At 68.0% G+C, this 21,771-nt stretch carries 22 protein-coding genes, 1 tRNA gene and 1 CRISPR repeat array; of the genes, 14 read left to right on the top strand and 9 right to left on the bottom strand.

The window, feature by feature from the left end; genetic code table 11:
- Positions 1-135: 135 nt before the first annotated feature.
- From clpS to GGQ54_RS03615, 7 genes are all read left to right on the top strand, one after another.
- The gene (gene clpS, locus GGQ54_RS03645) at positions 136-459 is read left to right on the top strand and encodes an ATP-dependent Clp protease adapter ClpS (RefSeq protein ID WP_179444146.1); all 324 of its coding nucleotides are present in this window, start codon (positions 136-138) and stop codon (positions 457-459) included.
- 52 nt (positions 460-511) lie between these two features.
- The gene (locus tag GGQ54_RS03640; protein ID WP_179444145.1) at positions 512-1,078 is read left to right on the top strand and encodes a DUF2017 domain-containing protein; all 567 of its coding nucleotides are present in this window, start codon (positions 512-514) and stop codon (positions 1,076-1,078) included.
- Between the two features lie 20 nt (positions 1,079-1,098).
- Positions 1,099-1,896, top strand: coding sequence for a glutamate racemase (gene murI / locus GGQ54_RS03635; protein ID WP_343045842.1), 798 nt, complete (start codon positions 1,099-1,101; stop codon positions 1,894-1,896).
- Between the two features lie 285 nt (positions 1,897-2,181).
- Positions 2,182-2,925: a ribonuclease PH gene (rph, locus tag GGQ54_RS03630; protein ID WP_179444143.1), complete on the top strand. Its 744-nt coding sequence runs from the start codon at positions 2,182-2,184 to the stop codon at positions 2,923-2,925.
- A complete protein-coding gene (rdgB, locus tag GGQ54_RS03625; RefSeq protein WP_179444142.1) occupies positions 2,922-3,551 on the top strand; it encodes an RdgB/HAM1 family non-canonical purine NTP pyrophosphatase in 630 nt (209 codons plus the stop codon). The genes rph and rdgB overlap by 4 nt, the downstream gene beginning before the upstream one ends.
- Entirely contained in the window at positions 3,551-4,345 is a 795-nt protein-coding gene (locus tag GGQ54_RS03620; protein ID WP_179444141.1) for a thymidylate synthase, read from the top strand. The genes rdgB and GGQ54_RS03620 overlap by 1 nt, the downstream gene beginning before the upstream one ends.
- The gene (locus GGQ54_RS03615) at positions 4,342-4,824 is read left to right on the top strand and encodes a dihydrofolate reductase (RefSeq protein ID WP_179444140.1); all 483 of its coding nucleotides are present in this window, start codon (positions 4,342-4,344) and stop codon (positions 4,822-4,824) included. Before GGQ54_RS03620 ends, GGQ54_RS03615 begins: the two co-directional genes overlap by 4 nt.
- A 21-nt stretch (positions 4,825-4,845) precedes the next feature.
- On the opposite strand, the gene GGQ54_RS03610 is transcribed toward GGQ54_RS03615, so the two are convergent.
- Positions 4,846-4,922 (bottom strand) — tRNA-Leu (locus tag GGQ54_RS03610).
- A gap of 31 nt (positions 4,923-4,953) precedes the next feature.
- The gene (locus tag GGQ54_RS03605) at positions 4,954-5,433 is read right to left on the bottom strand and encodes a peroxiredoxin (RefSeq protein WP_179444139.1); all 480 of its coding nucleotides are present in this window, start codon (positions 5,431-5,433) and stop codon (positions 4,954-4,956) included.
- Positions 5,434-5,600: 167 nt separating this feature from the next.
- On the opposite strand from GGQ54_RS03605, the gene GGQ54_RS03600 reads away from it, so the two are divergent.
- The 6 genes from GGQ54_RS03600 to GGQ54_RS03575 all read left to right on the top strand — a co-directional run bounded on the left by GGQ54_RS03600 (position 5,601) and on the right by GGQ54_RS03575 (position 11,772).
- A complete protein-coding gene (locus tag GGQ54_RS03600) occupies positions 5,601-6,935 on the top strand; it encodes an ABC transporter substrate-binding protein (protein WP_179444138.1) in 1,335 nt (444 codons plus the stop codon).
- A 56-nt stretch (positions 6,936-6,991) separates the two neighbouring features.
- The gene (locus tag GGQ54_RS03595) at positions 6,992-7,312 is read left to right on the top strand and encodes a DUF3618 domain-containing protein (protein ID WP_179444137.1); all 321 of its coding nucleotides are present in this window, start codon (positions 6,992-6,994) and stop codon (positions 7,310-7,312) included.
- A 300-nt stretch (positions 7,313-7,612) separates the two neighbouring features.
- Positions 7,613-8,971 (top strand): ABC transporter substrate-binding protein, encoded by a 1,359-nt coding sequence (locus GGQ54_RS03590; protein ID WP_179444136.1) that lies wholly within the window; start codon positions 7,613-7,615, stop codon positions 8,969-8,971.
- A 53-nt stretch (positions 8,972-9,024) separates the two neighbouring features.
- Positions 9,025-10,191: a carbohydrate ABC transporter permease gene (locus GGQ54_RS03585; protein WP_179444135.1), complete on the top strand. Its 1,167-nt coding sequence runs from the start codon at positions 9,025-9,027 to the stop codon at positions 10,189-10,191.
- The gene (locus GGQ54_RS03580) at positions 10,188-11,120 is read left to right on the top strand and encodes a carbohydrate ABC transporter permease (protein WP_179444134.1); all 933 of its coding nucleotides are present in this window, start codon (positions 10,188-10,190) and stop codon (positions 11,118-11,120) included. The genes GGQ54_RS03585 and GGQ54_RS03580 overlap by 4 nt, the downstream gene beginning before the upstream one ends.
- 19 nt (positions 11,121-11,139) lie before the next feature.
- Positions 11,140-11,772, top strand: coding sequence for a pyridoxamine 5'-phosphate oxidase family protein (locus tag GGQ54_RS03575; RefSeq protein WP_179444133.1), 633 nt, complete (start codon positions 11,140-11,142; stop codon positions 11,770-11,772).
- A gap of 1 nt (position 11,773) precedes the next feature.
- Here the strand turns inward: GGQ54_RS03575 and GGQ54_RS03570 are convergent, their stop codons facing one another.
- The gene (locus GGQ54_RS03570) at positions 11,774-13,273 is read right to left on the bottom strand and encodes an FAD-dependent monooxygenase (RefSeq protein ID WP_179444132.1); all 1,500 of its coding nucleotides are present in this window, start codon (positions 13,271-13,273) and stop codon (positions 11,774-11,776) included.
- A 60-nt stretch (positions 13,274-13,333) separates the two neighbouring features.
- Between GGQ54_RS03570 and GGQ54_RS03565 the strand changes: the two genes are divergently transcribed.
- On the top strand, positions 13,334-13,930 hold the full coding sequence (locus tag GGQ54_RS03565) for a TetR/AcrR family transcriptional regulator (protein WP_179444131.1): 597 nt from the start codon (positions 13,334-13,336) through the stop codon (positions 13,928-13,930).
- Between the two features lie 272 nt (positions 13,931-14,202).
- Positions 14,203-16,284: direct repeats of the CRISPR family, unit length 37 nt; unit sequence GTTGAGAATCCCTCCCGAGCGCGGGGCCCGGGAGCAC.
- A gap of 138 nt (positions 16,285-16,422) precedes the next feature.
- Here GGQ54_RS03565 and cas2 read toward each other — a convergent pair.
- Genes cas2 through cas5c form a run of 6 tightly spaced genes read right to left on the bottom strand, consistent with a single transcriptional unit; the run spans position 16,423 to position 21,722 of the window.
- Positions 16,423-16,701, bottom strand: coding sequence for a CRISPR-associated endonuclease Cas2 (cas2, locus tag GGQ54_RS03560; RefSeq protein WP_218843673.1), 279 nt, complete (start codon positions 16,699-16,701; stop codon positions 16,423-16,425).
- A 12-nt stretch (positions 16,702-16,713) separates the two neighbouring features.
- Entirely contained in the window at positions 16,714-17,730 is a 1,017-nt protein-coding gene (gene cas1 / locus GGQ54_RS03555; protein ID WP_179444129.1) for a CRISPR-associated endonuclease Cas1, read from the bottom strand.
- Positions 17,727-18,302 (bottom strand): CRISPR-associated protein Cas4, encoded by a 576-nt coding sequence (cas4, locus tag GGQ54_RS03550; protein WP_179444128.1) that lies wholly within the window; start codon positions 18,300-18,302, stop codon positions 17,727-17,729. Before cas4 ends, cas1 begins: the two co-directional genes overlap by 4 nt.
- A gap of 17 nt (positions 18,303-18,319) precedes the next feature.
- Positions 18,320-19,192 (bottom strand): type I-C CRISPR-associated protein Cas7/Csd2, encoded by an 873-nt coding sequence (gene cas7c, locus GGQ54_RS03545; RefSeq protein ID WP_179444127.1) that lies wholly within the window; start codon positions 19,190-19,192, stop codon positions 18,320-18,322.
- Positions 19,189-21,066 (bottom strand): type I-C CRISPR-associated protein Cas8c/Csd1, encoded by a 1,878-nt coding sequence (gene cas8c / locus GGQ54_RS03540; RefSeq protein ID WP_179444126.1) that lies wholly within the window; start codon positions 21,064-21,066, stop codon positions 19,189-19,191. Before cas8c ends, cas7c begins: the two co-directional genes overlap by 4 nt.
- The gene (cas5c, locus tag GGQ54_RS03535; protein WP_218843671.1) at positions 21,063-21,722 is read right to left on the bottom strand and encodes a type I-C CRISPR-associated protein Cas5c; all 660 of its coding nucleotides are present in this window, start codon (positions 21,720-21,722) and stop codon (positions 21,063-21,065) included. The genes cas8c and cas5c overlap by 4 nt, the downstream gene beginning before the upstream one ends.
- Positions 21,723-21,771 lie beyond the last annotated feature (49 nt).

Genomic DNA, 21,771 nt, shown 5'->3' with positions numbered 1-21,771 from the left:
GAACGTCGCTCGGCCCCCAACTGGCCCGGGGCGCGGGATCCGGCGCCGCAGCGGCGCGTGGCTCGGTCACGGTCGCAGGGTAACGCGGCCCGTCGGCATTTCAGGTGGCGGCCCGGCTTTGCCACAATGAACCCCATGCCCGCCACCATCTCGTGTTCCTCGCCGGAGGTGACCCCGGCCGGTGGCGCCGCCATCGCCGAGCGTCCCGCCGAGGGCGGACTCGACGCGGCCCCGTGGGTGACGATCGTCTGGGACGATCCGGTCAACCTGATGTCGTATGTCACGCACGTCTTCGTCACCTACTTCCACTACTCCCGGGAGAAGGCGCAGCAACTGATGATGCAGGTGCACTCCGAAGGCAAGGCAGTGGTCTCCTCCGGGGGCCGGGAGGAGATGGAGCGCGACTGCAATGCCATGCACGGCTTCGGGCTGTGGGCGACGCTGGACAAGGCCGACTGACCGGGCATGCCCGGACGGTCCGGGCGACGGCACGGACGGCGAGAAGGAGACGATGAGAAGGTTCACCCGCAAGGGCTCGGTGCTCACCGCGCGGATGTCGGAGGCGGAGGTGGCGATGCTCGCCTCGCTGATCGGCCAGTTGGTCGAGCTGACCACCGACGCGCTGGGCGAGCCGGCCGCCGAATCGGCCGATCCGCTGGAGCGGTTGTCCGCCGAGCTGTCGGCCGAGCCCGACGAGCCGGAGCAGTCCGGTGATCCCGTCATCCAGCGGCTGTTCCCGAATCCGTATCCGCACGACCCGCAGGCCGCGTCGGACTATCGGCGCTACACCCAGGCCGATCTGCGCGACCAACTCGTGGCCCACGCCCGGCAGGTGCTGGACGACCTGGCGGCCAGCGGGTCCGGGTCGCGGCCGGTCGCGGTCGCGGAGGCCGATGTCGATTCCTGGCTGAAGGTGCTGACCGCGCTGCGGCTGAGCCTCGCCGCACGGCTGGGGGTGAGCGACGCCGAGGGCGTGGAGGAGCTGGCGGCGCTGCCCGAGGACGACGCCCGGGCGTACCTGTATTCGGTCTTCGAATGGCTGGGCTTCGCCCAGGAGACGTTGGTGGGGAGCCTGTGAGCGGCAGCGAGGAACGGGCAGTGGTCGACACCGAGGCGCCGATCGGGATCTTCGACTCCGGTTTCGGCGGGCTGACCGTGGCGCGCGCTGTGGTCGACCAGTTGCCCAACGAGGACATCATCTATCTGGGCGACACCGCCCGCGCCCCCTACGGCGTACAGACCATCGGGCAGGTACGCGAGAACGCCCTCGAGTGCCTGGATCACCTGGTGTCGTTGGGCGTCAAGGCGTTGGTGATCGCCTGCAACACCGCCTCCGCGGCCATGCTCCGCGACGCCCGCGAGCGCTATGCGGTGCCGGTGGTCGAGGTGATCGTTCCGGCGGTACGCCGGGCCGCCGCCGCCACCCGGTCCGGGCTGGTCGGGGTGATCAGCACCGAGGCCACGGCCACCTCGGGCGCCTATGCCGACACCTTCGCTGCCGTGCCGCAGGTCGAGGTGATCAACCGCGCCTGCCCCAAGTTCGTCGAGTTCGTCGAGGCCGGGATCACCGGCGGCCCGGAGCTGCTGGCCTGCGCCGAGGACTACCTGGCGCCGCTGCGGGCCGCGCAGATCGACACGCTGATCCTCGGCTCGACGCACTTCCCGCTGCTGACCGGCGTGATCTCCTATGTCCTCGGCGAGAACGTCACGCTGATCTCCAGCGCCGAGGAGGGCGCGAAGGAGACCTATGCGACCCTGACCCGCCGCGCGCTGGTCCACGATCGGCCCCGCGCGCGCAACCATCGCTTCCTGACCACGGGCAACCCCGAGCAGTTCGCGGGCGTCGGCCGACGCCTGATGGGTGGATTCGTCACCGACGTCGAGCAGTTCTCCTGATCGGGGCCACCTGCGAAATCTCGTTGAACGTCCCGCTCGCGCGACATACGGTGGACAGCACGCGAGAGAGGAGGTGGTCCGAGTAATGAATGACTTGTGGACACGTGAGGTGGCTCGCCGCTGACCAGCGGCATCGCCAGGACCGCGCCGGGTGACCGGCGCAGCTGTTGGTAGCAGCGAATCCCAGCGAGCTACCCGGACCCGCAGGCGCCGGAAGAGTCCATCCGGCACGCCTCCTTCGCGAGGCAGCCTGCGGGTCTGTCCATGCCCGGTAGGGTCTGGCCCATGAGTTCCCAGCCTCGTGTCGACGGTCGTGCCCTTGATCAACTTCGCGAGGTGCGGATCACCCGCAACTGGCTCGACCATGCCGAGGGTTCGGTGTTGGTCGAGTTCGGCGCGACGCGGGTGCTGGTCGCCGCCAGCGTCACCGAGGGCGTACCCCGCTGGCGCAAGGGAAGCGGCCTGGGCTGGGTGACCGCGGAGTACGCGATGCTGCCCCGGGCCACCCACGACCGCTCCTCCCGCGAGTCGGTGAAGGGCAAGATCGGCGGGCGCACGCACGAGATCAGCCGCCTGATCGGGCGCAGCCTGCGAGCGGTCGTCGACTATGCCGCGCTGGGTGAGAACACCATCGTGCTCGACTGCGACGTGCTGCAGGCCGACGGGGGTACGCGTACCGCCGCGATCACCGGCGCCTATGTCGCCCTCGCCGATGCCGTGGAGTGGCTTCGCGGCCGCAATGCCCTGGCCGGTGAGCCGCTGACCGACTCGGTCGCTGCGATCTCCGTCGGCGTCGTCGGTGGTACGCCGATGCTCGACCTCGCCTACACCGAGGACTCGGGCGCCGACGTCGACCTGAACGTCGTGATGACGGGCTCCGGGCGTTTCGTCGAGGTCCAGGGCACCGCGGAGGCCGAGCCCTTCGACCGTGACCTGCTGAACACGCTGCTCGACCTCGGCGTCGCCGGCTGCGCCGAGCTGACCACCCTGCAGCGCGCCGCCCTGGACACCGAACCGGCCGCGCGGTGACCAGGCTGCTGTTGGCCAGCCACAACGCCAAGAAGCTGGCCGAGCTGTCGCGGCTGTTCGCCGGCCGCGGCATCGAGGTGGTCGGGCTCGGGGATGTCTCTGCCGAGCAGCCGCCCGCGGAGACCGGCGGCACCTTCGAGCACAATGCGCTGATCAAGGCCCGCGCGGCGGCACGCTCGACCGGGCTGCCGTCGCTCGCCGACGATTCCGGGCTGGCGGTGGACGTGCTGAACGGCATGCCCGGCGTCCGCAGCGCCCGCTGGTCGGGTCCGGAGGCCACCGATGCCGACAACCTGGCGCTGCTGTTGCGCCAGCTCGACGATGTGCCCGAGCCGGACCGCGGCGCCCACTTCGTCTGCGCGCTGGCCTACGTCCGGCCCAGCCCCGCCGGTGAGCTGCGCGAGGATGTCGCGATCGGCGAGCTGCCCGGCACGCTCACCCTCGCCCCTGCCGGGCGACACGGGTTCGGCTACGACCCGATCTTCCGCGCGGCCGGACATAGGATGACCCTGGCCGAGATGGCGCCGGAGGAGAAGGACGCGATCAGCCACCGGGCCCGGGCGCTGGCGCTGATGGCGCCGCTGGTGGTCGAGGAGCTCGGGAAGACGGACCCGCGGGAGAACTGATGCAGCAATACCTGGAGCTGTTGGACAAGGTGCTGAACCAGGGGGTACGCAAGGACGACCGCACCGGCACCGGCACCCTGAGCCTGTTCGGCCACCAGATGCGCTTCGACCTGAATGCCGGTTTCCCGCTGGTCACCACCAAGAAGGTCCACCTGCGCTCGGTGGTCGGCGAGCTGTTGTGGTTCCTGCGCGGCGACACCAATGTCGCCTGGTTGCGCGAGCACGGCGTGACGATCTGGGACGAGTGGGCCGACGAGGCGGGCGAGCTCGGCCCGGTCTACGGCTACCAGTGGCGCTCCTGGCCCACCCCCGACGGCCGCCACGTCGACCAGATCCGCACGGTGATCGACAACATCCGGTCCAATCCCGATTCGCGTCGGCACCTGGTCAACGCGTGGAATGTCGCCGAGCTGGACGAGATGGCGCTGCCGCCGTGCCACACGATGTTCCAGTTCTATGTCGCCGATGGCAAGCTGTCCTGCCAGCTCTACCAGCGATCGGCCGACGTCTTCCTCGGCGTACCGTTCAACATCGCCAGCTACGCCCTGCTGACTCACATGGTCGCGCAGGTCTGCGGGCTCGGGGTGGGCGATTTCGTGCACACCACCGGCGACACCCACCTCTACCTCAACCATCTTGATCAGGTACGCACGCAGCTCGCGCGCGAGCCGCGCCCGCTGCCGACATTGCGCCTGGATCCGGCGGTACGCGACATCGACGCCTTCTCCTTCGAGCACATCGCGGTCGAGAACTACGACCCGCATCCGCCGATCAAGGCGCCGGTGGCCGTGTGAGCGAGCTGACCGCGATCGTGATCATGGGTCACGGGGGCGTGATCGGCGACGGCGCGGACCAGCCCTGGCACATCGCCGAAGATCAACAACGATTCAAGCGACTGACCACCGGCGGCGTGTTGATCATGGGCCGGCGTACCTTCGAGGCGATCGGGCGGGTGCTACCGGGGCGGACCACCGTCGTGCTCACCCGCGACCCGGAGTGGCGCCATGGCCAGGTCACCGTCGCCCATGACGCCGACGCCGCGCTGGCGGCCGCCCGATCGGCCGGCGGGCCGATCTTCGTCGCTGGTGGTGGCGAGATCTACCGGCTCTTCGCCGACCGGCTGACCCGGCTCGAGGTGACGCTGGTCGACGCCGAGGCCGAGGGCGATGTGACCTTCCCGGTGATCGACACCGACACCTGGTACGAGTCCGCGCGCGAGAATCGCGACGGCTACTCCTTCGTCACCTGGGAGCGGTTGGACCGCGCCGGCTGAGCGGATCCGCGCGGGCCGTTGTGGTGCGGCCGGTGAGACTCGAACTCACACTGGCAGGTACCTAAAACCTGTGCCTCTGCCAATTGGGCTACGGCCGCGCAGCAGACAGGCTACGCGGTCGGCGCGGCCTCAGATGTCGAGCTGGGTCCGCAGCCGGTCGACGTGACCGGTCGCCTTCACGTTGTACTGGGCGAGGTCGATCGTCCCGGCGCCGTCGTCGTCGACGTCGATCACGAAGGTCGAGCGGATCACGCCCTCGATCTCCTTGCCGTAGAGCTTCTTCGTGCCGTAGGCGCCGTAGGCCTCCAGCACCGTCCGGTCGGGATCGGACAACAGCTCGAAGCTGATCTGCTCGGCGTCGCGGAACTGCCGCAGCTTGTCCAACGGGTCCGGGGAGATCCCGAGCACCACGACGCCGGCCTCGTCGAAGCGCGGCCCGGCCGCGGTGAAGTCGATCGCCTGGGTCGTGCAGCCGGGGGTCATCGCGGCGGGGTAGAAGTAGACGACCACGCGCCGGCCGCGCTGATCGGCGAGCGAGATCTCGGAGCCGGATGCGGCGGGCAGGGTGAAGGGCGGCGCGGGCGAACCGGCCTCGAGTCTGGTGGACATGACGGCAGGGTAGCGGGGGAGCCCGACAGCGCCGATCGAAGTGCTTTGTGTCTGTTCGGTAACCATCCACCGCAAGACATTTCCCACTCGTTGTCGACAGTCCTACAATCGGCCATTGCCGCGGCTCGACGGATAGCGGCATCTGACCCGCAAGAGAGGTGACGACGATGTCCACTGTCCTTCGCTCCCGCCCGCGAGCGCGGGTGATGCTCGCCGGCGCCATCGGTGGTCTGGCCCTGCTGGCCGCCGCCTGTGGTGCCCCGGCCGATCCGGGCGGCGGCACCGCCCCGGGCCCGACGGCCGACCAGGCCGCCTACAACGAACGCGGTCCCATCACCTACGTGCAGGGCAAGGACACCAGCGGCTTCCTGCAGAAGCAGATCGACAAGTGGAACGAGGCGAATCCCGATCAGGAGGTCACCCTGGTCGAGTTGCCGGAGGACGCCGATTCCCAGCGGGCGCAGTTCGTGCAGAACGCGCAGACGCGCAACCCGGACTACACGGTGCTCGGCCTGGACGTGGTCTGGACCGCCGAGTTCGCGGCGAACAGTTGGGTGGATCCGCTGCCGAGTGATCAACTCGACCTGACCGATTTCGTCCAGGGTGGCGTGCAGACCTCGACCTACTTCGACCAGTTGTACGCCGTACCGCTGACTGCCAATGGCGCGCTGCTGTACTACCGCAAGGACCTGCTGGACGCGGCCGGCGTGACCAAGGTGCCGACGACGTACGCGGAGATGAAGCAGGCCTGCGAGACGGTCAAGTCCAAGGTCGCCGAGGCCAAGGACATCGACTGCTACTCCGGCCAGCACCAGAAGTACGAGGGGCTGACCGTGAACATCTCCGAGGCGGTGAACAGCTCCGGTGGTTCGATGACCGACGAGCAGGGCAAGCCCGCGGTGAACACGCCCGAGGCCAAGCAGGCGTTCCAGTGGCTGGCGGACTGGTTCGCCGACGGCACCATCCCGAAGGAGGCGCTGACCTGGAAGGAGGAGGAGAGCCGCACGGCCTTCCAGGACGGCAAGTTGATCTTCATGCGCAACTGGCCCTACGCCTATGCGCTGGCCAACAAGGGTGACGGCTCGTCGAAGGTGAACGGCAAGTTCGACATCGCTCCGCTGCCGGGCCTGAACGGTCCCGGCACCTCGACGCTGGGCGGCCGCAACCTCGCCATCTCGGCCTTCGCCAAGAACAAGGGCACCGCCCTCGAGTTCGTCAAGTACATGACGCAGCCGGAGCAGCAGAAGGAGATGGCCCTGCAGACCAGCCAGGCTCCGATCCTGACCAGCCTGTACGACGACGCCGAACTGAACAAGACCTATGGCTACTACCCGGTCCTGCTGGAGTCGCTGAAGTCGGCCAAGCAGCGGCCCCAGGTGGTGCGCTACGGCGACGTCACGCTCGCCATCCAGGACGCCGTCTACCCGGTCGAGCAGGGCACGTCACAACCGGACGCGGCGGCAGACCAACTGCAGACCCGGCTGAGCGAGCTCACCGGCTAGAGTACGACTCGCTCGGGCCCGACCCGGGCCCGAGCGAGCCCAGCCAGGAGGGATTCGTGTCCGACCCGAAGCAGCGCAAGGCCCCGGACCCGCGCAGCGTGTCCGAGATCGAGTCCGACATCGCGGCCACCGAGGCGCGACTGAGTGCCGACGTCGAGGATCTGGTCGATCAGGTACAGCCGGGACGCGTGAAGGAGCGGGCCTTCAGCGAGGCCAAGACCTTCGCCACGACCGAGTTCAACAAGGCCAAACAGGAATTCGTGGACAACTACGGGTTGCGCTGGGATCGCGTCGCCCTGATCGGCGGCGCGGTCGTCGGCACGGTGGTGTTCGCCCTCGTGCTGCGCGGCATCGTGAAAGCGGCCCGCCGCAACTGACCCCGTCCCGCGGGAGCGGACGCAGAAGTCGAACACGCTGGTGCGACCGGCGATGCCGGGCAATGCCGCGGCTGCGCTGAACGAGTGGCAACCCGGGCTGGAAGGACGTGTCCTCGGGCGAGCCGGGCGGCCGTTGCGCAACGCTCTGTCGCCGGTCGCGATGCTGGGTAACGATTTGGGGCACAGCACGCGACGCGGAGTGCCCTTCGAGGCCCGACGGCGTTAAGTTCTGGCCACTGCACAAACTGAACATCCGGCACGGTCCAGACCAGCCGGACGTACACGACATAAGGATCGACGATGGGGACGAACCGAACAGCAGTACGCCGACCCGCCGGCCGCGCGGTGCGCGCGGCGGCAGGTGTGGCGATCGTGTCGGCGCTGGCACTGACGGCGGCCGCCTGTGGCGGCACGCCGCCGCCGGGCGATCAGCCGGGTGGGGACACCGAGACCGCCGCCGGGCCCGACTTCACCCAGCGGGGCCCGATCAAGTACGTCCAGGGCAAGGACACCTCGGGCAACCTGCAGAACCAGATCGACGCGTGGAACAAGGACAACCCCGACGAGAAGGTCGAGTTGGTCGAGTTGCCCGACAACGCCGACCAGCAGCGGGCCCAGATGATCCAGAACGCCCAGACGCGCAGCCCCGAGTACACGGTGCTCAGCCTGGACGTGGTGTGGACGGCGGAGTTCGCGGCGAACAGCTATGTGGATCCGCTGCCGGCCGACCAGTTCGACATGGCGAGCTTCCTGCAGCCCACGGTCGACGGCGCGACCTATTTCGATCAGCTCTACGGCATTCCCGGCACCGGTGACGGCGGGTTGTTGTACTACCGCTCGGATCTGCTGAAGGAGGCCGGCGTGGCCCAGCCGCCGACCACCTGGCAGGAGATGAAGGATGCCTGCGCAGCGGTCAAGTCGAAGGTATCGGATGCCAAGGACATGGGTTGCTTCGCCGGCCAGTACCAGAAGTACGAGGGTCTGACGGTGAATGTCGCCGAGGCGGTCGACTCCGCCGGCGGCGCGCTGGTGGACGCCCAGGGCGTACCCACCGCGAACAGCCCGCAGTCGGTCGAGGGCCTGAACTTCCTGGGCGAGTCGTTCGCCGACGGGACCATCCCGAAGGAGGCGATCACCTGGCAGGAGGAGCAGGGCCGGCAGGCCTTCCAGGACGGCAAGTTGATCTTCCACCGCAACTGGCCGTACGCCTTCGCACTGATGAGCAAGTCCGACGGCTCGTCGAAGGTGAACGGGAAGTTCGAGGTCGCGCCGCTGCCCGGCAAGGACGGCCCGGGCGTGTCCTCGTTGGGCGGGCACAACTTCGCGATCTCGTCGTTCGCCGAGAACAAGGGCACCGCGCTCGACTTCATCAAGTACATGACGAGCGCGGAGACGCAGAAGGCGAACACGCTGGCAACCTCGCTGGCGCCGACGCTGACCGCGCTCTACGACGATCCCGAGCTGAACAAGAAGTACCCGTACATGCCGACGCTGAAGGCCTCGATCGAGAGCGCCAAGCCCCGGCCGAAGGTCGTCCAGTACGGCGATGTCACGCTGGCGATCCAGGATGCGACCTATCCGGTCATGCAGGGCGACTCCACGGCCGCCGATGCGATGAATCAACTGCAGCCGCGGCTGGAGCAGTTGATCCAGAGGTGATTCCGTGCGGGGAGGCCTGATCGGGCCTCCCCGCCTGGCAAGGAGGCACGGCCATGGCCGATGAGCAAGTCCCGTCCCGAGCCGCGAGCGGATCAGCCAGTTCCGTTGCGGACGAGGAGCCCGCGGCCCGCGCCGCGGTCGATCGATCCGCGGCGGCCAAGCGGCCGCCGCACAAGACGCGGCGCAATGCGCTGTCCGACGGCCAGGGCCGGCTGGCCGGGCTGTTGCTGTCACCGACGATGCTGGTCATCTTGTTCATCGTCGGCATCCCCATCCTGTTGTCGATGCGGGAGTCGGTGTTCCGCCAGTTGGACGCGGTCGATCCCCGGACCGGCAAGGTGGTCGGGGGTGACCAGTTCGTCGGCCTGGGCAACTACACCGACGTGTTCTCCAACACCGCGCAACTGGTCACCACCCAGTGGGGCACCCACGACCGGTTCACGAATGCGCTGATCAACACGACGCTGTTCACGGTGATCTGTGTGCTGATCGAGACCGTGCTCGGCGTGGCGATGGCGCTGATCATGGCGCGGGCGATCCGCGGCACCGGTCTGATCCGCGCCGGCATCTTGGTGCCGTGGGCGATCCCGACCATCGTCTCGGCGCTGATGTGGAAGCTGATCTTCGACTCCGACGGCGTCGCCAACAAGATCCTCGGTCAGCAGATCCTCTGGCTCGCCGACGGCCCGCAGTCCTTCCTGGCGGTGATCATCGCCGATGTCTGGAAGACGGCACCGTTCATCGGGCTGCTCACCCTGGCGGGCCTGCAGACCATCCCCGCCGAGGTCTACGAGGCGGCCAAGGTGGACGGCGCCAGCCCCTGGCAGACCTTCGTGCGGATCACCTTGCCGATGGTCAAGCCGGCACTGGTGGTCGCCGTGCTGTTCCGCGCCCTCGACACGCTGCGGATGTTCGATCTGCCCTGGGGCATGATCGGCTCCGGCAAGTACTCGGTCGAGACGATGTCCATGTTCGCCTACATCGAGAGCAATGCCACCAGATACGGGCCGGCGGCGGCGTACTCGATCGTGTTGTTCCTCTACATCATGCTGATCGCCTTCGTGTTCGTCCGGGTGCTCGGCGCCGATGTCGTCGGTGACGAGGAACTGAATGCCATCAAGGAGCAGAAGAAGCGGCACCGGCAGCAGAAGCGCACGGGCGCCCGCAATGGGAGCACCCGGTCGACCGGGGCAACGATCACGTCGGGAGACATGCCATGAGCACCACCGTCGACACCGGGTCGGAGCAGCAGCGGCGGACCAGCGCCGAGGAGTTCGCGGAACTCAAGAAGCCGAAGAAGTCGGCGCGCAGCCGCGCCTTCCAGATCCTCGGCATCCTCGGCATGGCGGCGATCCTGATCTATTGTGTGGCGCCGTTCTACTGGATGGTGGTGTCGTCGCTGCGGCTGCCGACGATGGGCCGGAGCACGGACTTCTTGCCCAATCCGCCGTCCCTGGCGAACTTTGCCGGCGTCTTCGCCGGCAACAACCGGTTCGGTCAGGCTCTGCTGAACTCGCTGATCGTGAGCCTGGCCACCACGCTGCTGACGCTGATCTTCGGCATCCTCGGCTCCTATGCGCTGGCGCGACTGCGCTTCCCGCTGAAGGGCGTGGTGCTCGGCGTGATCATCGCCTGCGCCATGTTCCCCGGCATCACCTTGCTGATCCCGCTGCTGAAGATGTTCTCCGGCTCCTACCCGTGGCTGCCGATCTATTGGATCGACACCTACCAGGCGCTGATCCTGCCCAGCCTGTCTTTCGCGCTGCCGCTGTGCGTGTGGAACCTGACGGCCTTCTTCCGGCAGATGCCGCGCGAGCTGGAACAGGCGGGGATGGTCGACGGCGCCACGCCTGCCCAGGCATTCCGGCTGCTGATCCTGCCGCTGGCCGCCCCGGGCATCTTCACCACGGCGATCATCACCTTCATCGCGGTCTGGAACGAGTTCATGATCGCGCTGACCTTCGGACGCAGCGCGGACATGCAGACCGCCGCGGTGGCGATCTCGAAGTTCACCGGCGTCAGCGGATTCGACACCCCGTACGGCACGATCATGGCGGCCGGTGTCATCGTGACGGTGCCGCTGCTGATCGGCGTGCTGATCTTCCAGCGCCGGATCGTCGCCGGGCTCACCTCGGGCGGCGTGAAGTAGCCCGGTACGCTCACTCGGGATGAGCGTGCCGGGGGAGTGGACGGAGATCACCGACGACGCCGCGTTGACCGCGCTGGTCGGCGAGCCGGTTGCGCGCGTGCGGGAGAAGGTACGCCCGGCGCTGACGGCGCTCGACCGCGACTGGCTCGCCGCCAGCGCGTTCTGTGTGGTCGCCACCGCCGATGCCGAGGGCAACTGCGATGCCTCGCCCAAGGGCGACCCGGCGGGCGACCTGGTGTACGTGCTGGACGACCGGACGATCGCGCTGGCCGAGCGGCCCGGCAACCGACGGGTGGACGGCTACCGCAACATTCTGCGCAACCCGCACGTCGGGCTGATCTTCGTCATCGCCGGTCGCGGCGACACGCTGCGGGTCAACGGGCGGGCCCGGCTGATCGCCGATGCCCCGTTCCTGGACGAGATGGCGGTGCGCGGCAGGCGGCCGATCATGGCGCTGGTGGTCGAGATCGACGAGGTCTTCCACCACTGCTCGAAGGCGTTCCTGCGCTCGAAGCTGTGGCGGCCGGCGACCTGGCGCCCGGACGCCGTCCCCGAGCGCGCGGTGATCGCCAAGGCGATGGAGCGGCCCGACGACGACCTGTCCGAGCTGCAGCGCTACTACGGGCCGTCGTACGCGGAGAAGCTCTACTGAGTCATCCGCGATAGCCCTGCTCGGCGAGCACCCGGGCGAACTCGGCCGGCGCATCGGCCGGCGCGGCCGTCGCGGCGACGAAGCCGTCCGGGCGTACCAGATGGAGCAGCGCGGGGTCGAGGTGGAGATCGCGCCGCTCGCCGAAGCGGTGGGCGGCCCTGATCACTGCCGGTAGGCCGGCAAGGGTGGGTGCGGTCGCACCGTAGGCGTGCACCTGCCAGCTCGCGTCCCGCAGCACGTCGAAGTTCTGGCCCGTCCATGGCAGCCGGCGCCCGACCACCGGATGCCGTCGCCCGGTGGCGCGGGCCGCGTCGGTCATCCAGTAGTGGATGCGGAACTGCCCGAGGTAGCCGACCAGTCGTCGGGCGATCGGCAGCCGGGGCAGCACGCCGCCCAGCAGCGGCGCCCACAGCGGCACCAGGATTCGTCGCGCCGCCACCATGGCCGGGGAGGGGTCGACGACCGCATCGAAGACCCGGTCGACGCCGCCGACCAGGCGGCGGGCGACCGGGCGGCGCTCAGCCTGGTAGCGATCGAGCGCCTTCTCGCCGGCCGCGCCGGCGGCGACCGCGGCGAGTTTGTAGGCGAGGTTGTGGGCGTCCTGCAGGCCGGTGTTCATGCCCTGTCCGCCGACCGGTGAATGTACGTGCGCGGCGTCGCCGGCAAGCAGGACTCGGCCGGCGCGGAAGGCGTCGGCGACGCGGTGATGGACCCGGTAGTGGGCGAACCAGGCGGACTCGCCCCAGGTGACGCCGAATCGCTCGGCGACATCGCGGCGGACGGTGGTCTCGGACGGCTCGTCGGCGCGGTCCATCCCGATCAGGCGATGGTGATCGCGCCCGCGCATGGGGAAGGTGATCAGGAAGCCGTGCTCGGCGAACCGCAGGCTGACCGCGTCGGCGGGCAGGCCGGTCACGTCGCGGGCATCGGCGACCCAGAAGCTGCCCGGTTGGGTGGTGCCGGTGAACGCGATGCCGGCCCGCTCCCGGGTCGGCGAGGACGCCCCGTCGGCGCCGACCAGCCAGCGCCCGGTCGCCTCACCCGGCCCGTCCGGGGTGCTGAACCGGACGCGCACGCCGTCCGGGGTCTCGCGGTGCTCGGTGATCTCGTGGCCCCAGCCGACGGTGCCGCCGGCGCGCTCGAGGTGTTCGACGAGGAGCCGCTCGTTCTCCGACTGTTCCAGCTCGGCGAGGCCGGGGTAGGGGGTGAGGCCGGCGCCGAGGCGGGCGAGGGGCACGGCGCTCGGCGCCGGCCGGTCGCGCCAGCCGGGGGAGACCCGGAATGCCGGTGCGGCGGCATCGCGTACCGCGTCGATCATGCCGAGCTGGTCATAGATCTCCAGGCTGCGTGCCTGCAGCGCGAGCGCGCGGGATTCGCGGGTCGGGCCGGTCTTGGGGTCGAGCAGCAGGTGGGGTACGCCGAGGCGCTGCAGCCAGTTGGCCAGCATCAGCCCGGTCGGGCCGGCCCCGGCGATGATCACCTCGGTGTCGCGGGTCGTCATGGATCGACCATAGAACTCAACGAGTGTTGAAATCAACAGTTGAGGAATTATGCTGGGCGCGTGAGTGGCACCACGGCCCGCGGGCGGCGGCCCGGCAGCCCCGGCACCCGGGCACTGATCATCGAGCGCGCGCGCGAGCTGTTCGCCGAGCGCGGCTACGAGCGGACGTCGCTGCGCGGCGTCGCCCGCGCCGCAGGGGTGGATGCGGCGCTGCTGGTGCACTACTTCGGCGGCAAGGACGGGCTGTTCGCGGCGGCGTTGGAGCTGCCGGTCGACCCGGCCGGGCTGGACGATGCGGTCGATGTCCCGAAGGCACGGCTGGGGGAGGCCGTGACGCGGTTCTATCTGTCGATCTGGGAGGACCCGGCCAGCGGGCCGGCGGCCGTGGCGCTGCTGCGGTCGGCCGCCACCAACGAGGCTGCCGGGGCGTTGCTCCGCGAGTTTGTCGAGCGGGTGGTTCTCGGGCGCCTGGTCGGCCGGATTCGCGACGATCATCCCGAGCTGCGGGCCGCCCTCGCCGGGTCGCAGCTGATCGGTGTGGCCCTGGCCCGCCACGTGCTGCGCGTCGGGCCGCTGGCCGGCGTACCCGTCGAGACCGTGGTCGCCGCCGTCTCGCCGGCCATCCAGCGCTACCTGACCGGGAGGCTCGACGGGTGATCGGCGCTGGCCGACGGCATTGCTTGCTGATTGGAGCGCTAGGACTTCCGGCGTGGTGAATCCCTCGCGAACGCGGGGTCCGGGAGCACGAGGAAGCCGGCCCACACGTCGGGGGCGAAGAACACGTTGAGAATCCCTCCCCGAGCGCGGGGCCCGGGAGCACCGCGCTGGCCGAGTTCGCCGTTGATGATCTGGTCGATGTTGAGAATCCTCCCGAGCGCGGGGCCCGGGAGCACGAACCGCTCGATCAGTGCAGCCTCGACCATGGTGCCTGTTGAGATCCCTCCCGAGCGCGGGGCCCGGGAGCACCGCGCGTCCAGCCGGTCCAGCGCCGCCTCCGGCAACCAGTTGAGAATCCCTCCCGAGCGCGGGGCCCGGGAGCACCCAGCACCGCCGCGATGTGTCAGACGTGCTCGCGATGTTGAGAATCCCTCCCGAGCGCGGGGCCCGGGAGCACGTATGCCCCTCGGGGGCCGGGAGCCTTTGCCGCGTTGAGAATCCCTCCCGAGCGCGGGGCCCGGGAGCACGTATGCCCCTCGGGGGCCGGGAGCCTTTGCCGCGTTGAGAATCCCTCCCGAGCGCGGGGCCCGGGAGCACCGCTATCAGCATCGGTCAGGCCGCGGAAAGGCTGGCCGTTAGAATCCCTCCCGAGCGCGGGGCCCGGGAGCACGTCGGACTGGATGGCGACGCCGAGGCGCCGGCGGGGCGTGTTGAGAATCCCTCCCGAGCGCGGGGCCCGGGAGCACATCGCCGCCCCCGTGGTGCGGGCGGCCGTCACGGTGTTGAGAATCCCTCCCGAGCGCGGGGCCCGGGAGCACTGTAGAGGTCGTCGCCGTACTTGCGCATCCCGTCCTCGTTGAGAATCCCTCCCGAGCGCGGGGCCCGGGAGCACCTCAACCTGCGCGGCCGCGATCTTCTGCTGGTTCGCGTTGAGAATCCCTCCCGAGCGCGGGGCCCGGGAGCACACGGGTCGAAGATCACCTCGACATTAGTCACATCGGTTGAGAATCCCTCCCGAGCGCGGGGCCCGGGAGCACGACCGTGGCCGACACCGACGGGGAGACCCATGCGGTGTTGAGAATCCCTCCCGAGCGCGGGGCCCGGGAGCACGCGACCTTCCCGGACTCGGTTCCATCACGCGCATCGAGTTGAGAATCCCTCCCGAGCGCGGGGCCCGGGAGCACGCCTCAGTTTCCTTTCTCGATGCTTCGCTTCGGTGAGTTGAGAATCCCTCCCGAGCGCGGGGCCCGGGAGCACCTGACTCGACACAACGGGGCGGCAATCCGCGCGTTCAGTTGAGAATCCCTCCCGAGCGCGGGGCCCGGGAGCACCCTCGGCATCCACGGTGCCGACCGACTGCACGGGGATGTTGAGAATCCCTCCCGAGCGCGGGGCCCGGGAGCACGGTCTGAGGGTTGGGCTGATTCTACTGCGTCCGAAGTTGAGAATCCCTCCCGAGCGCGGGGCCCGGGAGCACCCCCGCGCCAGCACGCGCACAACCGCTGCCCTGGCAAGTTGAGAATCCCTCCCGAGCGCGGGGCCCGGGAGCACGATCGCGCCCTACCAGCGGCGCCTACGCCTCAGCGATGTTGAGAATCCCTCCCGAGCGCGGGGCCCGGGAGCACCTGAGCTATAGGCCCTTGGGGAGACTGCCGGGACTCGTTGAGAATCCCTCCCGAGCGCGGGGCCCGGGAGCACAGGCATCGCCGACCCTCTCCGCGGGCGATGCCTCCGTTGAGAATCCCTCCCGAGCGCGGGGCCCGGGAGCACGTCTTGCGGCCCTTGAAATCGCGGTGAACTGGTCCACCGTTGAGAATCCCTCCCGAGCGCGGGGCCCGGGAGCACCGCCGGAAACGGGGTCCCACTGGTCCTGGGGGATGGTGTTGAGAATCCCTCCCGAGCGCGGGGCCCGGGAGCACCTGAGCTATAGGCCCTTGGGGAGACTGCCGGGACCGTTGAGAATCCCTCCCGAGCGCGGGGCCCGGGAGCACCGCCGGAAACGGGGTCCCACTGGTCCTGGGGGATGGTGTTGAGAATCCCTCCCGAGCGCGGGGCCCGGGAGCACGTCTAAAGCTATTCCAGCCGCAATCAACCGTATTAAGTTGAGAATCCCTCCCGAGCGCGGGGCCCGGGAGCACCTGAGGCGCGACGAGTGCGATCCAGTTGTCAGCGATGTTGAGAATCCCTCCCGAGCGCGGGGCCCGGGAGCACGTAGACAAGCCACCAGTAGTCGCAGTGCCGCATGTTGAGAATCCCTCCCGAGCGCGGGGCCCGGGAGCACGAACAACTTCCCGCCGACCGCGGCGATCCCGCCGCCGTTGAGAATCCCTCCCGAGCGCGGGGCCCGGGAGCACCCCCCGTGACAAGCCACATCACTAAGAGGCTGGGGAACCACAGGGATTGCGCCAAGCTTCTCTTCAGGTTCGTCCGTCGACGTGTGGGGTGGCGCCGGGGCTGACGACATCGCCGATCCTTCCCCAGCGTGACCAAGTCTAGATGGTCCACGAGCGGTCGGTCGGCAACTCGCGGCATCGCCCCATCCTCACCACGTCGCGCTTGAAGTCAGAGCGGATTGGGTAGATGCGCAGGCTGTCCAGTTCAGGATCGACTGTGTCTTGGAGTTTCGCGAGCAACTGTGCGAACAGGGTCGGCGAGCACGTAACTTCGAAGACCGAGTACTGCACGCGCTGACCAAAGCCTTCGCAGATTCGAGCCACGCGGCGGAGTCGTTTCTCTCCTTCTGGTGTCGTCGTGTTCACGTCGTATGCCACCAAGTAGTTCATCTACGTCACCACGAGCTGATGAGGCGAATACTGGCCGTTCTCGCGTAACGCCTTCGCGAGTGCGTTGGCTTGGACGATCGGAAGCGCCGCGCGCGGAAGGGGCTCCGCGGCCCTCCTGATCTTGACGTCTGCTTGTCGATGTCGGTGCCAAGCGTCGAGAACGATCTGGCGACCCGCGTCGTTGAGCGCAACGGCGCCGCCGAGCTCGTCGGTGAAATGTTTTCGTCTCAACTGCCGACGATTGAACAAGCTGACGGCGAAGCGGTCTGCGCCTGGACGAAACTCTTCGGCGAGATCCAGGACGAGTGATGGCTGATCGCTGCGGTCTCCATGTAGGTACCCGCAGAATGGATCCAAACCGGCAGCCAGGATGGCTCCTTGAGTCGCAATGGTGATCATGCCGTACAGGAACGACAGGGTCGCGTTTACTGGATCTCGTGGCGGACGGCGAGTACGGGTGTTGAACGTCGTCTCGCTCAGGACAGCGCGCATTGCGGAGAAGTACCGGTGCGTCGCGGCGCCTTCGATGCCCAACAGCTGTTCCCGATGCTCGGATCCCGAGGGAGGCACCATGCTTTCGATGCCCGTAGCGTGATGACGAAGCTCAGCGGCTGCTGTAGCCGGGGCGTCGCGTGCCCACTGACGAAGCCCCCACGCCATCTGATGGATCTTCCCCGCGACGATGACGCCGGCCAGCGCCGATCGGGCCTCGGGGTCAAAGTGTCGGCGGTATTGCGACTCGCGGAGGAGCCCTCGCCCGTCTTGCGGGCCGAGGACGGATGCTCGGGCCTTCCCGAACTTGCTCAGAAAGGTGAGCCCTCGCCCGTCCGTCGCGCATCGGGTGAGTAGAGGGGTCGACACATCGATGCCCGACAGCACGACGATGGCATCGATGGCGGTCAGAGGCAGCCGCCGCGCTTCGCCATTCGGCATCAGCGCCTTGACCGCGTCGCCCTCGAGGACGAGCCGGGTACCAGGCGTTTGTACGACGAGCGTACGCAACAGGTACGTGCTCATCGCCACTGAACCCCGCGGGGCTGGCAGGAGTTCTGCAGGCTGCACGACTTGCACCTCAGCCGCTCGTACACCCCGGGGATAGCTCCAACGCGAAGCCGCCGGCGCGCCTCAGTGACGAGTTCGATCACCCGGCCGGAATGTGTCGCAACGTCGACGTACTCCCGCCGTCTCTCGCGGACCACGAAGATCGCGGCCTCGGGAACAGGTTGTCCGATCATCTCCGCCAAACACAGCGCTTGGGCAACCACCTGGACCGTTGTGGGCCACAGATCTCCGGCGCCTCGTCCCCGCTTGTGTTCGACTGGCATCAACCTTCCGTCCACATCCTCTTCGATGGCATCTGCAATGCCGTGGATCCGAAGCGCATCCGAGTGCAACTGCACCCGATGATGCACGCGCACGCCGCGACGCTGATCAAATCCAGGTTGGTCCACCCGCTCGTGTGCTGTGTCGCCCTCGACGGTGAGGTGATTGTCCAGCCAGGTGCCGTCGAGGATGAGCGATGCCTGCGTTGGGCAGTAGGCGTAGTGCTGCAACAGCGAGAGACGGAGCCAATCGTCCGGGATCTGCATGAGTCATCAGTCGGGTATCAGATCACACTGGTGAAAGTCACGCCCGAGGGCAGCTCGCCTGTCGCAGGGAGCTCGATCTTGTAATCGGCGTACGACTGCGGGGTCGGCCGCTCGGACGTCCTGGTGATCGCGACGGTGTCGAACAAGACGCGGGCTGGCGCGTTGCCGAGTGGATTGTCATGGCTGAAGATCAGGAGTTGGCGCGCAGCGACGTCCGGGCGTGCAGCGCTCCGGGTGTTCTCGAACATCGTCGCCAGTGAGTCCCAGAGGAGTTGAAGATCATCGGCGGACACTGCGTTGCCCTTTGTCGGCTGATAGTGCACCCGCGTGACGTACAAGCCGTACGGAACGACCGACTTGTTGCCCATCTGGGACGCGTTGTCCTTGGCTTCCTCGCGTGTGGAGGCGGTCCTGGTGATCCCCATCTCCATGGGCATCACCGGATCGACTGAGCGCGCGATGCCGATCGTCACAGGGCCGGTGACCTTGCCCGCCTGCGCCTTGCCTGTCGACATCACGGCACCGAACATCCGAACGTCGTAGAAGTTCTCCCGCATGTACTGCTCGCCCTTGGCGACATGCTCAGCATTCGGCTTGTCCGCCGGCTTCTGGTCAAGCGCTTGGTACGCCTTTTCCAACTGCTCGTTGAGGGACAATCCGCGACGGATGAAGATTCCGTTGCGCTCCGAGGCGAGCCCGTGCTCGATGCGATAGAGCACGGAGTCGCGCACCTTGCGCTTGAGGCTGACATCCGAGACGACGCCCTGACCGGTGTCCAGATCGACACGCGGCCGCCCGCCATTGTCGGGGTCGCCGTTCGGATTCGAGTCCGTGGCTTCGAACACGAACAACGCATCGTGTTTGACCGCGGGGTTGGTGTGGGTGCTCATTCGTCTGTTCCTTCCGGATTGGCAGCGTCGGCCGTTGAGTTCGGATCGTGGTCGGGCGGAGACTGCCCGGCGAGCTTCGCAGCTCGGTACTCGGCCGCTTTGGCGAAGTCGTGCTGGCGTTGCTGGAAGTAGCCGCAGATCCAGGCGGCCTCCTGCTCGGCGGTCTGCCGCGACGGTGCATCGCCCATGGTCGACTCAAGCTCGGTGAGGAGGCGCCCGATGGAGACGGCCGCTCCACGGCCGGACTCTGTGCGGCGCAACGCGGCGAGGTGCTGGTGCGCGAGGGTTGCCAAGGTCTTTTCGGTGGTCGCGGGGTTGGAGACCGCGCGCTCGAAGTAGCGATTGGTGATGGTGGAGGTCACGCCTCGGACCGCGCGTCGTTGCAGCGCCTCGCGGACAGCGAACAGTCGTCCACTCAGGTACGACTTGTCCTTACGGTCGGGGTCGAGTTCGGTCGACAACTGGTCCTCCTGGAGGTAAGTGCGGTTGAGGATGAGCTTGAAGAGTCCGACGCGGGCGTGCATTCGGCGCCGCGCGATGTGCACGGTCAAGCGGTCGGCACTGGTCAGATGCGTCACCTCGGCTTTGGCACGGCCGATTGCGGTGAGGAGATAGTTGGTGGGTACGCGGGCGCCGGCAACGGCCACGCGCAGCAAGGCTTCGCGAGCGCCCTCAGGGGCGGGCGCCGTCCAGCGTCCGTCGCGACGCACCATGGTGCCAAGGCTGCTCGCCACGGCACCGAGGGATGAGTACGGCGACTGATCGCCGTACTCGACCGCGACGTCACGGAACCACGCGGCGACGTTCGCGCGCATCTCGATCAGCGGGAGATCGATCCAACCCCGTATCACCAGGCGTGCGACGTTTCCGGAGAATGTCAGCGCATAGAACCGGTCCGCACGGATGTCCCTACCGGTAAGGCTTGACGGCTTGTCGAGCGTGCTGAGGAATTGCTGCACCCATTGCGGCTCCGGCTCCTCGAGTTGCTGGGTGAGCTCCTCATCGCCGCGATCTCCACCGCGGAGCCACCAGATCGTTGCCCGATCCTCGTCAGGGCGGCCCCACCGATGATCATCAGATCCGGCGAGGCGATTGAACGCATCGATGACGGCCAGGCCGCATTCCGCGCAGATCGGCGCGGACCGGAGCCCCTTGCCGGTAGCCCCGCGCTGGGCTGCCGGAAAGTTTCCGCTGAGCAGGGCGACGTTCGCGGTCTTCGTGGCCGGCACCAGTCCGCCGGCGATCGACTGAGGAAGAGTGCTGACCAGCGGCCTGGTCCTTCCGCAGACGAGGCAGACGCCCGTTGCGGCGTCCTCACTGCCCATGACCCGGGATTCCCAGAAGGCCTGCCCCTCCGGTTTGGCGTACAGCGGCGGACGTCGTTGGACGGCTACCGCGATCAGATCGACGTTGAGGCGCTTTCGCAGAGACTCGGGCAAGGCTGCGATGGCGGTGTCCAATCCCGGCTTCCCTTCGCGGTACCACGCGATGATCTGATCCGCGTCGCGGTCTGACGTGGCAGCGCAGTACTCACCGAGCAGCTCGACGAAAGCCTCGTTCTTCGCCCGCGCCGTCGCGTCCTCCTTTGGCTGCGCGGCAGGCTCTTTCGCGACCTTCGGCAGTCCGAGCACAAAGGCGGCGTTGTCGCAGGCAAACAGGGGCGGAGGGTTGTTTGCCCGCGTCAGGTTGGGCACCCACCGACTTGGCGCGACCGGACGCTTGCCATCTCCCGCGGGATTCTGTTCGTACAGTGACGTCAACTGCGCCGCAGGGTGTCTGGGATTGACCTGCAGGAGGAAGCCAATGGGCTTCTTGGCATACCCGATCGGCGCACGTTCGCCGGCCGCCGCGGTCAACGCCTGAAGCAACATCATGCCCCGCCGAGTTGGATGCCGTGTCGCGGAACCGTCATCACGCCGGACTCCACGGACGCGGGAAACCAGGAGTAGGTCTCCTTGCGCGTGCGGGATTCGGTGGTGATCGAGTGCAGCATGATCCCGAGGTCCTCCGTCCAGTCGATTGGCGATGTCGCGTCGGGCTCGTAGACATCTGCGTGGAACTCGCGACATCCCAAGAACGGTGTGCTGAACGTTTGCCCACGTCGCATCCGGCGGTGGAACTGGTCGCGCCACTTGGCCGGGTTCTGCTCCCTGGCGTCGGGGTGCACCCAGACATGGGCGTGGATGCGATAGGAGACGTCCTTGAGCATCGTCGTCATCCGCTGCTGGGTGACCGTGTTCACGTCGAGATGGCCGCGAGTGATCATCTCGCGGGTGATCGCCGTCTCGCTCTCGTTGCGTCGCAGTGTTCCCCACTTCACCGGGTTCAGGACCTCAACCTTGTCGATCACCCACTTGATCTCCGGCTTCCAGAACACGCTGCGGAAGAGCCCCTCCGCGGCCGTCGGAGTGATCACCGGATACGAGACTCGCTCAGAGGAGAACTCCGGTCGCGTGAAGACCGCGGCCTCCCCGTCGACCTGGAGGGCCAGCGCGGAGTGTGTGAACGATCGCGGAGGCCGTATAGTCATCCAGTCGTAGAACATACTTCATGCTCCTTGAAGTGAAGCACGTCGCCCT

This window comes from Naumannella cuiyingiana (genome assembly GCF_013408305.1).
Lineage (GTDB): Bacteria > Actinomycetota > Actinomycetes > Propionibacteriales > Propionibacteriaceae > Naumannella > Naumannella cuiyingiana.
This window is presented reverse-complemented; position numbering and strand designations above follow the sequence as displayed.

What these genes read in the sequence shown, in the direction of transcription:
- clpS (WP_179444146.1), top strand. Translation starts at nt 136, where the DNA reads ATGCCCGCCACCATCTCGTGTTCCTCGCCGGAGGTGACCCCGGCCGGT.
- GGQ54_RS03640 (WP_179444145.1), top strand. Translation starts at nt 512, where the DNA reads ATGAGAAGGTTCACCCGCAAGGGCTCGGTGCTCACCGCGCGGATGTCG.
- rph (WP_179444143.1), top strand. Translation starts at nt 2,182, where the DNA reads ATGAGTTCCCAGCCTCGTGTCGACGGTCGTGCCCTTGATCAACTTCGC.
- GGQ54_RS03620 (WP_179444141.1), top strand. Translation starts at nt 3,551, where the DNA reads ATGCAGCAATACCTGGAGCTGTTGGACAAGGTGCTGAACCAGGGGGTA.
- GGQ54_RS03605 (WP_179444139.1), bottom strand. Translation starts at nt 5,433, where the DNA reads ATGTCCACCAGACTCGAGGCCGGTTCGCCCGCGCCGCCCTTCACCCTG.
- GGQ54_RS03600 (WP_179444138.1), top strand. Translation starts at nt 5,601, where the DNA reads ATGTCCACTGTCCTTCGCTCCCGCCCGCGAGCGCGGGTGATGCTCGCC.
- GGQ54_RS03590 (WP_179444136.1), top strand. Translation starts at nt 7,613, where the DNA reads ATGGGGACGAACCGAACAGCAGTACGCCGACCCGCCGGCCGCGCGGTG.
- GGQ54_RS03585 (WP_179444135.1), top strand. Translation starts at nt 9,025, where the DNA reads ATGGCCGATGAGCAAGTCCCGTCCCGAGCCGCGAGCGGATCAGCCAGT.
- GGQ54_RS03580 (WP_179444134.1), top strand. Translation starts at nt 10,188, where the DNA reads ATGAGCACCACCGTCGACACCGGGTCGGAGCAGCAGCGGCGGACCAGC.
- GGQ54_RS03575 (WP_179444133.1), top strand. Translation starts at nt 11,140, where the DNA reads ATGAGCGTGCCGGGGGAGTGGACGGAGATCACCGACGACGCCGCGTTG.
- GGQ54_RS03570 (WP_179444132.1), bottom strand. Translation starts at nt 13,273, where the DNA reads ATGACGACCCGCGACACCGAGGTGATCATCGCCGGGGCCGGCCCGACC.
- cas1 (WP_179444129.1), bottom strand. Translation starts at nt 17,730, where the DNA reads ATGAGCACGTACCTGTTGCGTACGCTCGTCGTACAAACGCCTGGTACC.
- cas4 (WP_179444128.1), bottom strand. Translation starts at nt 18,302, where the DNA reads ATGCAGATCCCGGACGATTGGCTCCGTCTCTCGCTGTTGCAGCACTAC.
- cas7c (WP_179444127.1), bottom strand. Translation starts at nt 19,192, where the DNA reads ATGAGCACCCACACCAACCCCGCGGTCAAACACGATGCGTTGTTCGTG.
- cas8c (WP_179444126.1), bottom strand. Translation starts at nt 21,066, where the DNA reads ATGATGTTGCTTCAGGCGTTGACCGCGGCGGCCGGCGAACGTGCGCCG.
- cas5c (WP_218843671.1), bottom strand. Translation starts at nt 21,722, where the DNA reads ATGACTATACGGCCTCCGCGATCGTTCACACACTCCGCGCTGGCCCTC.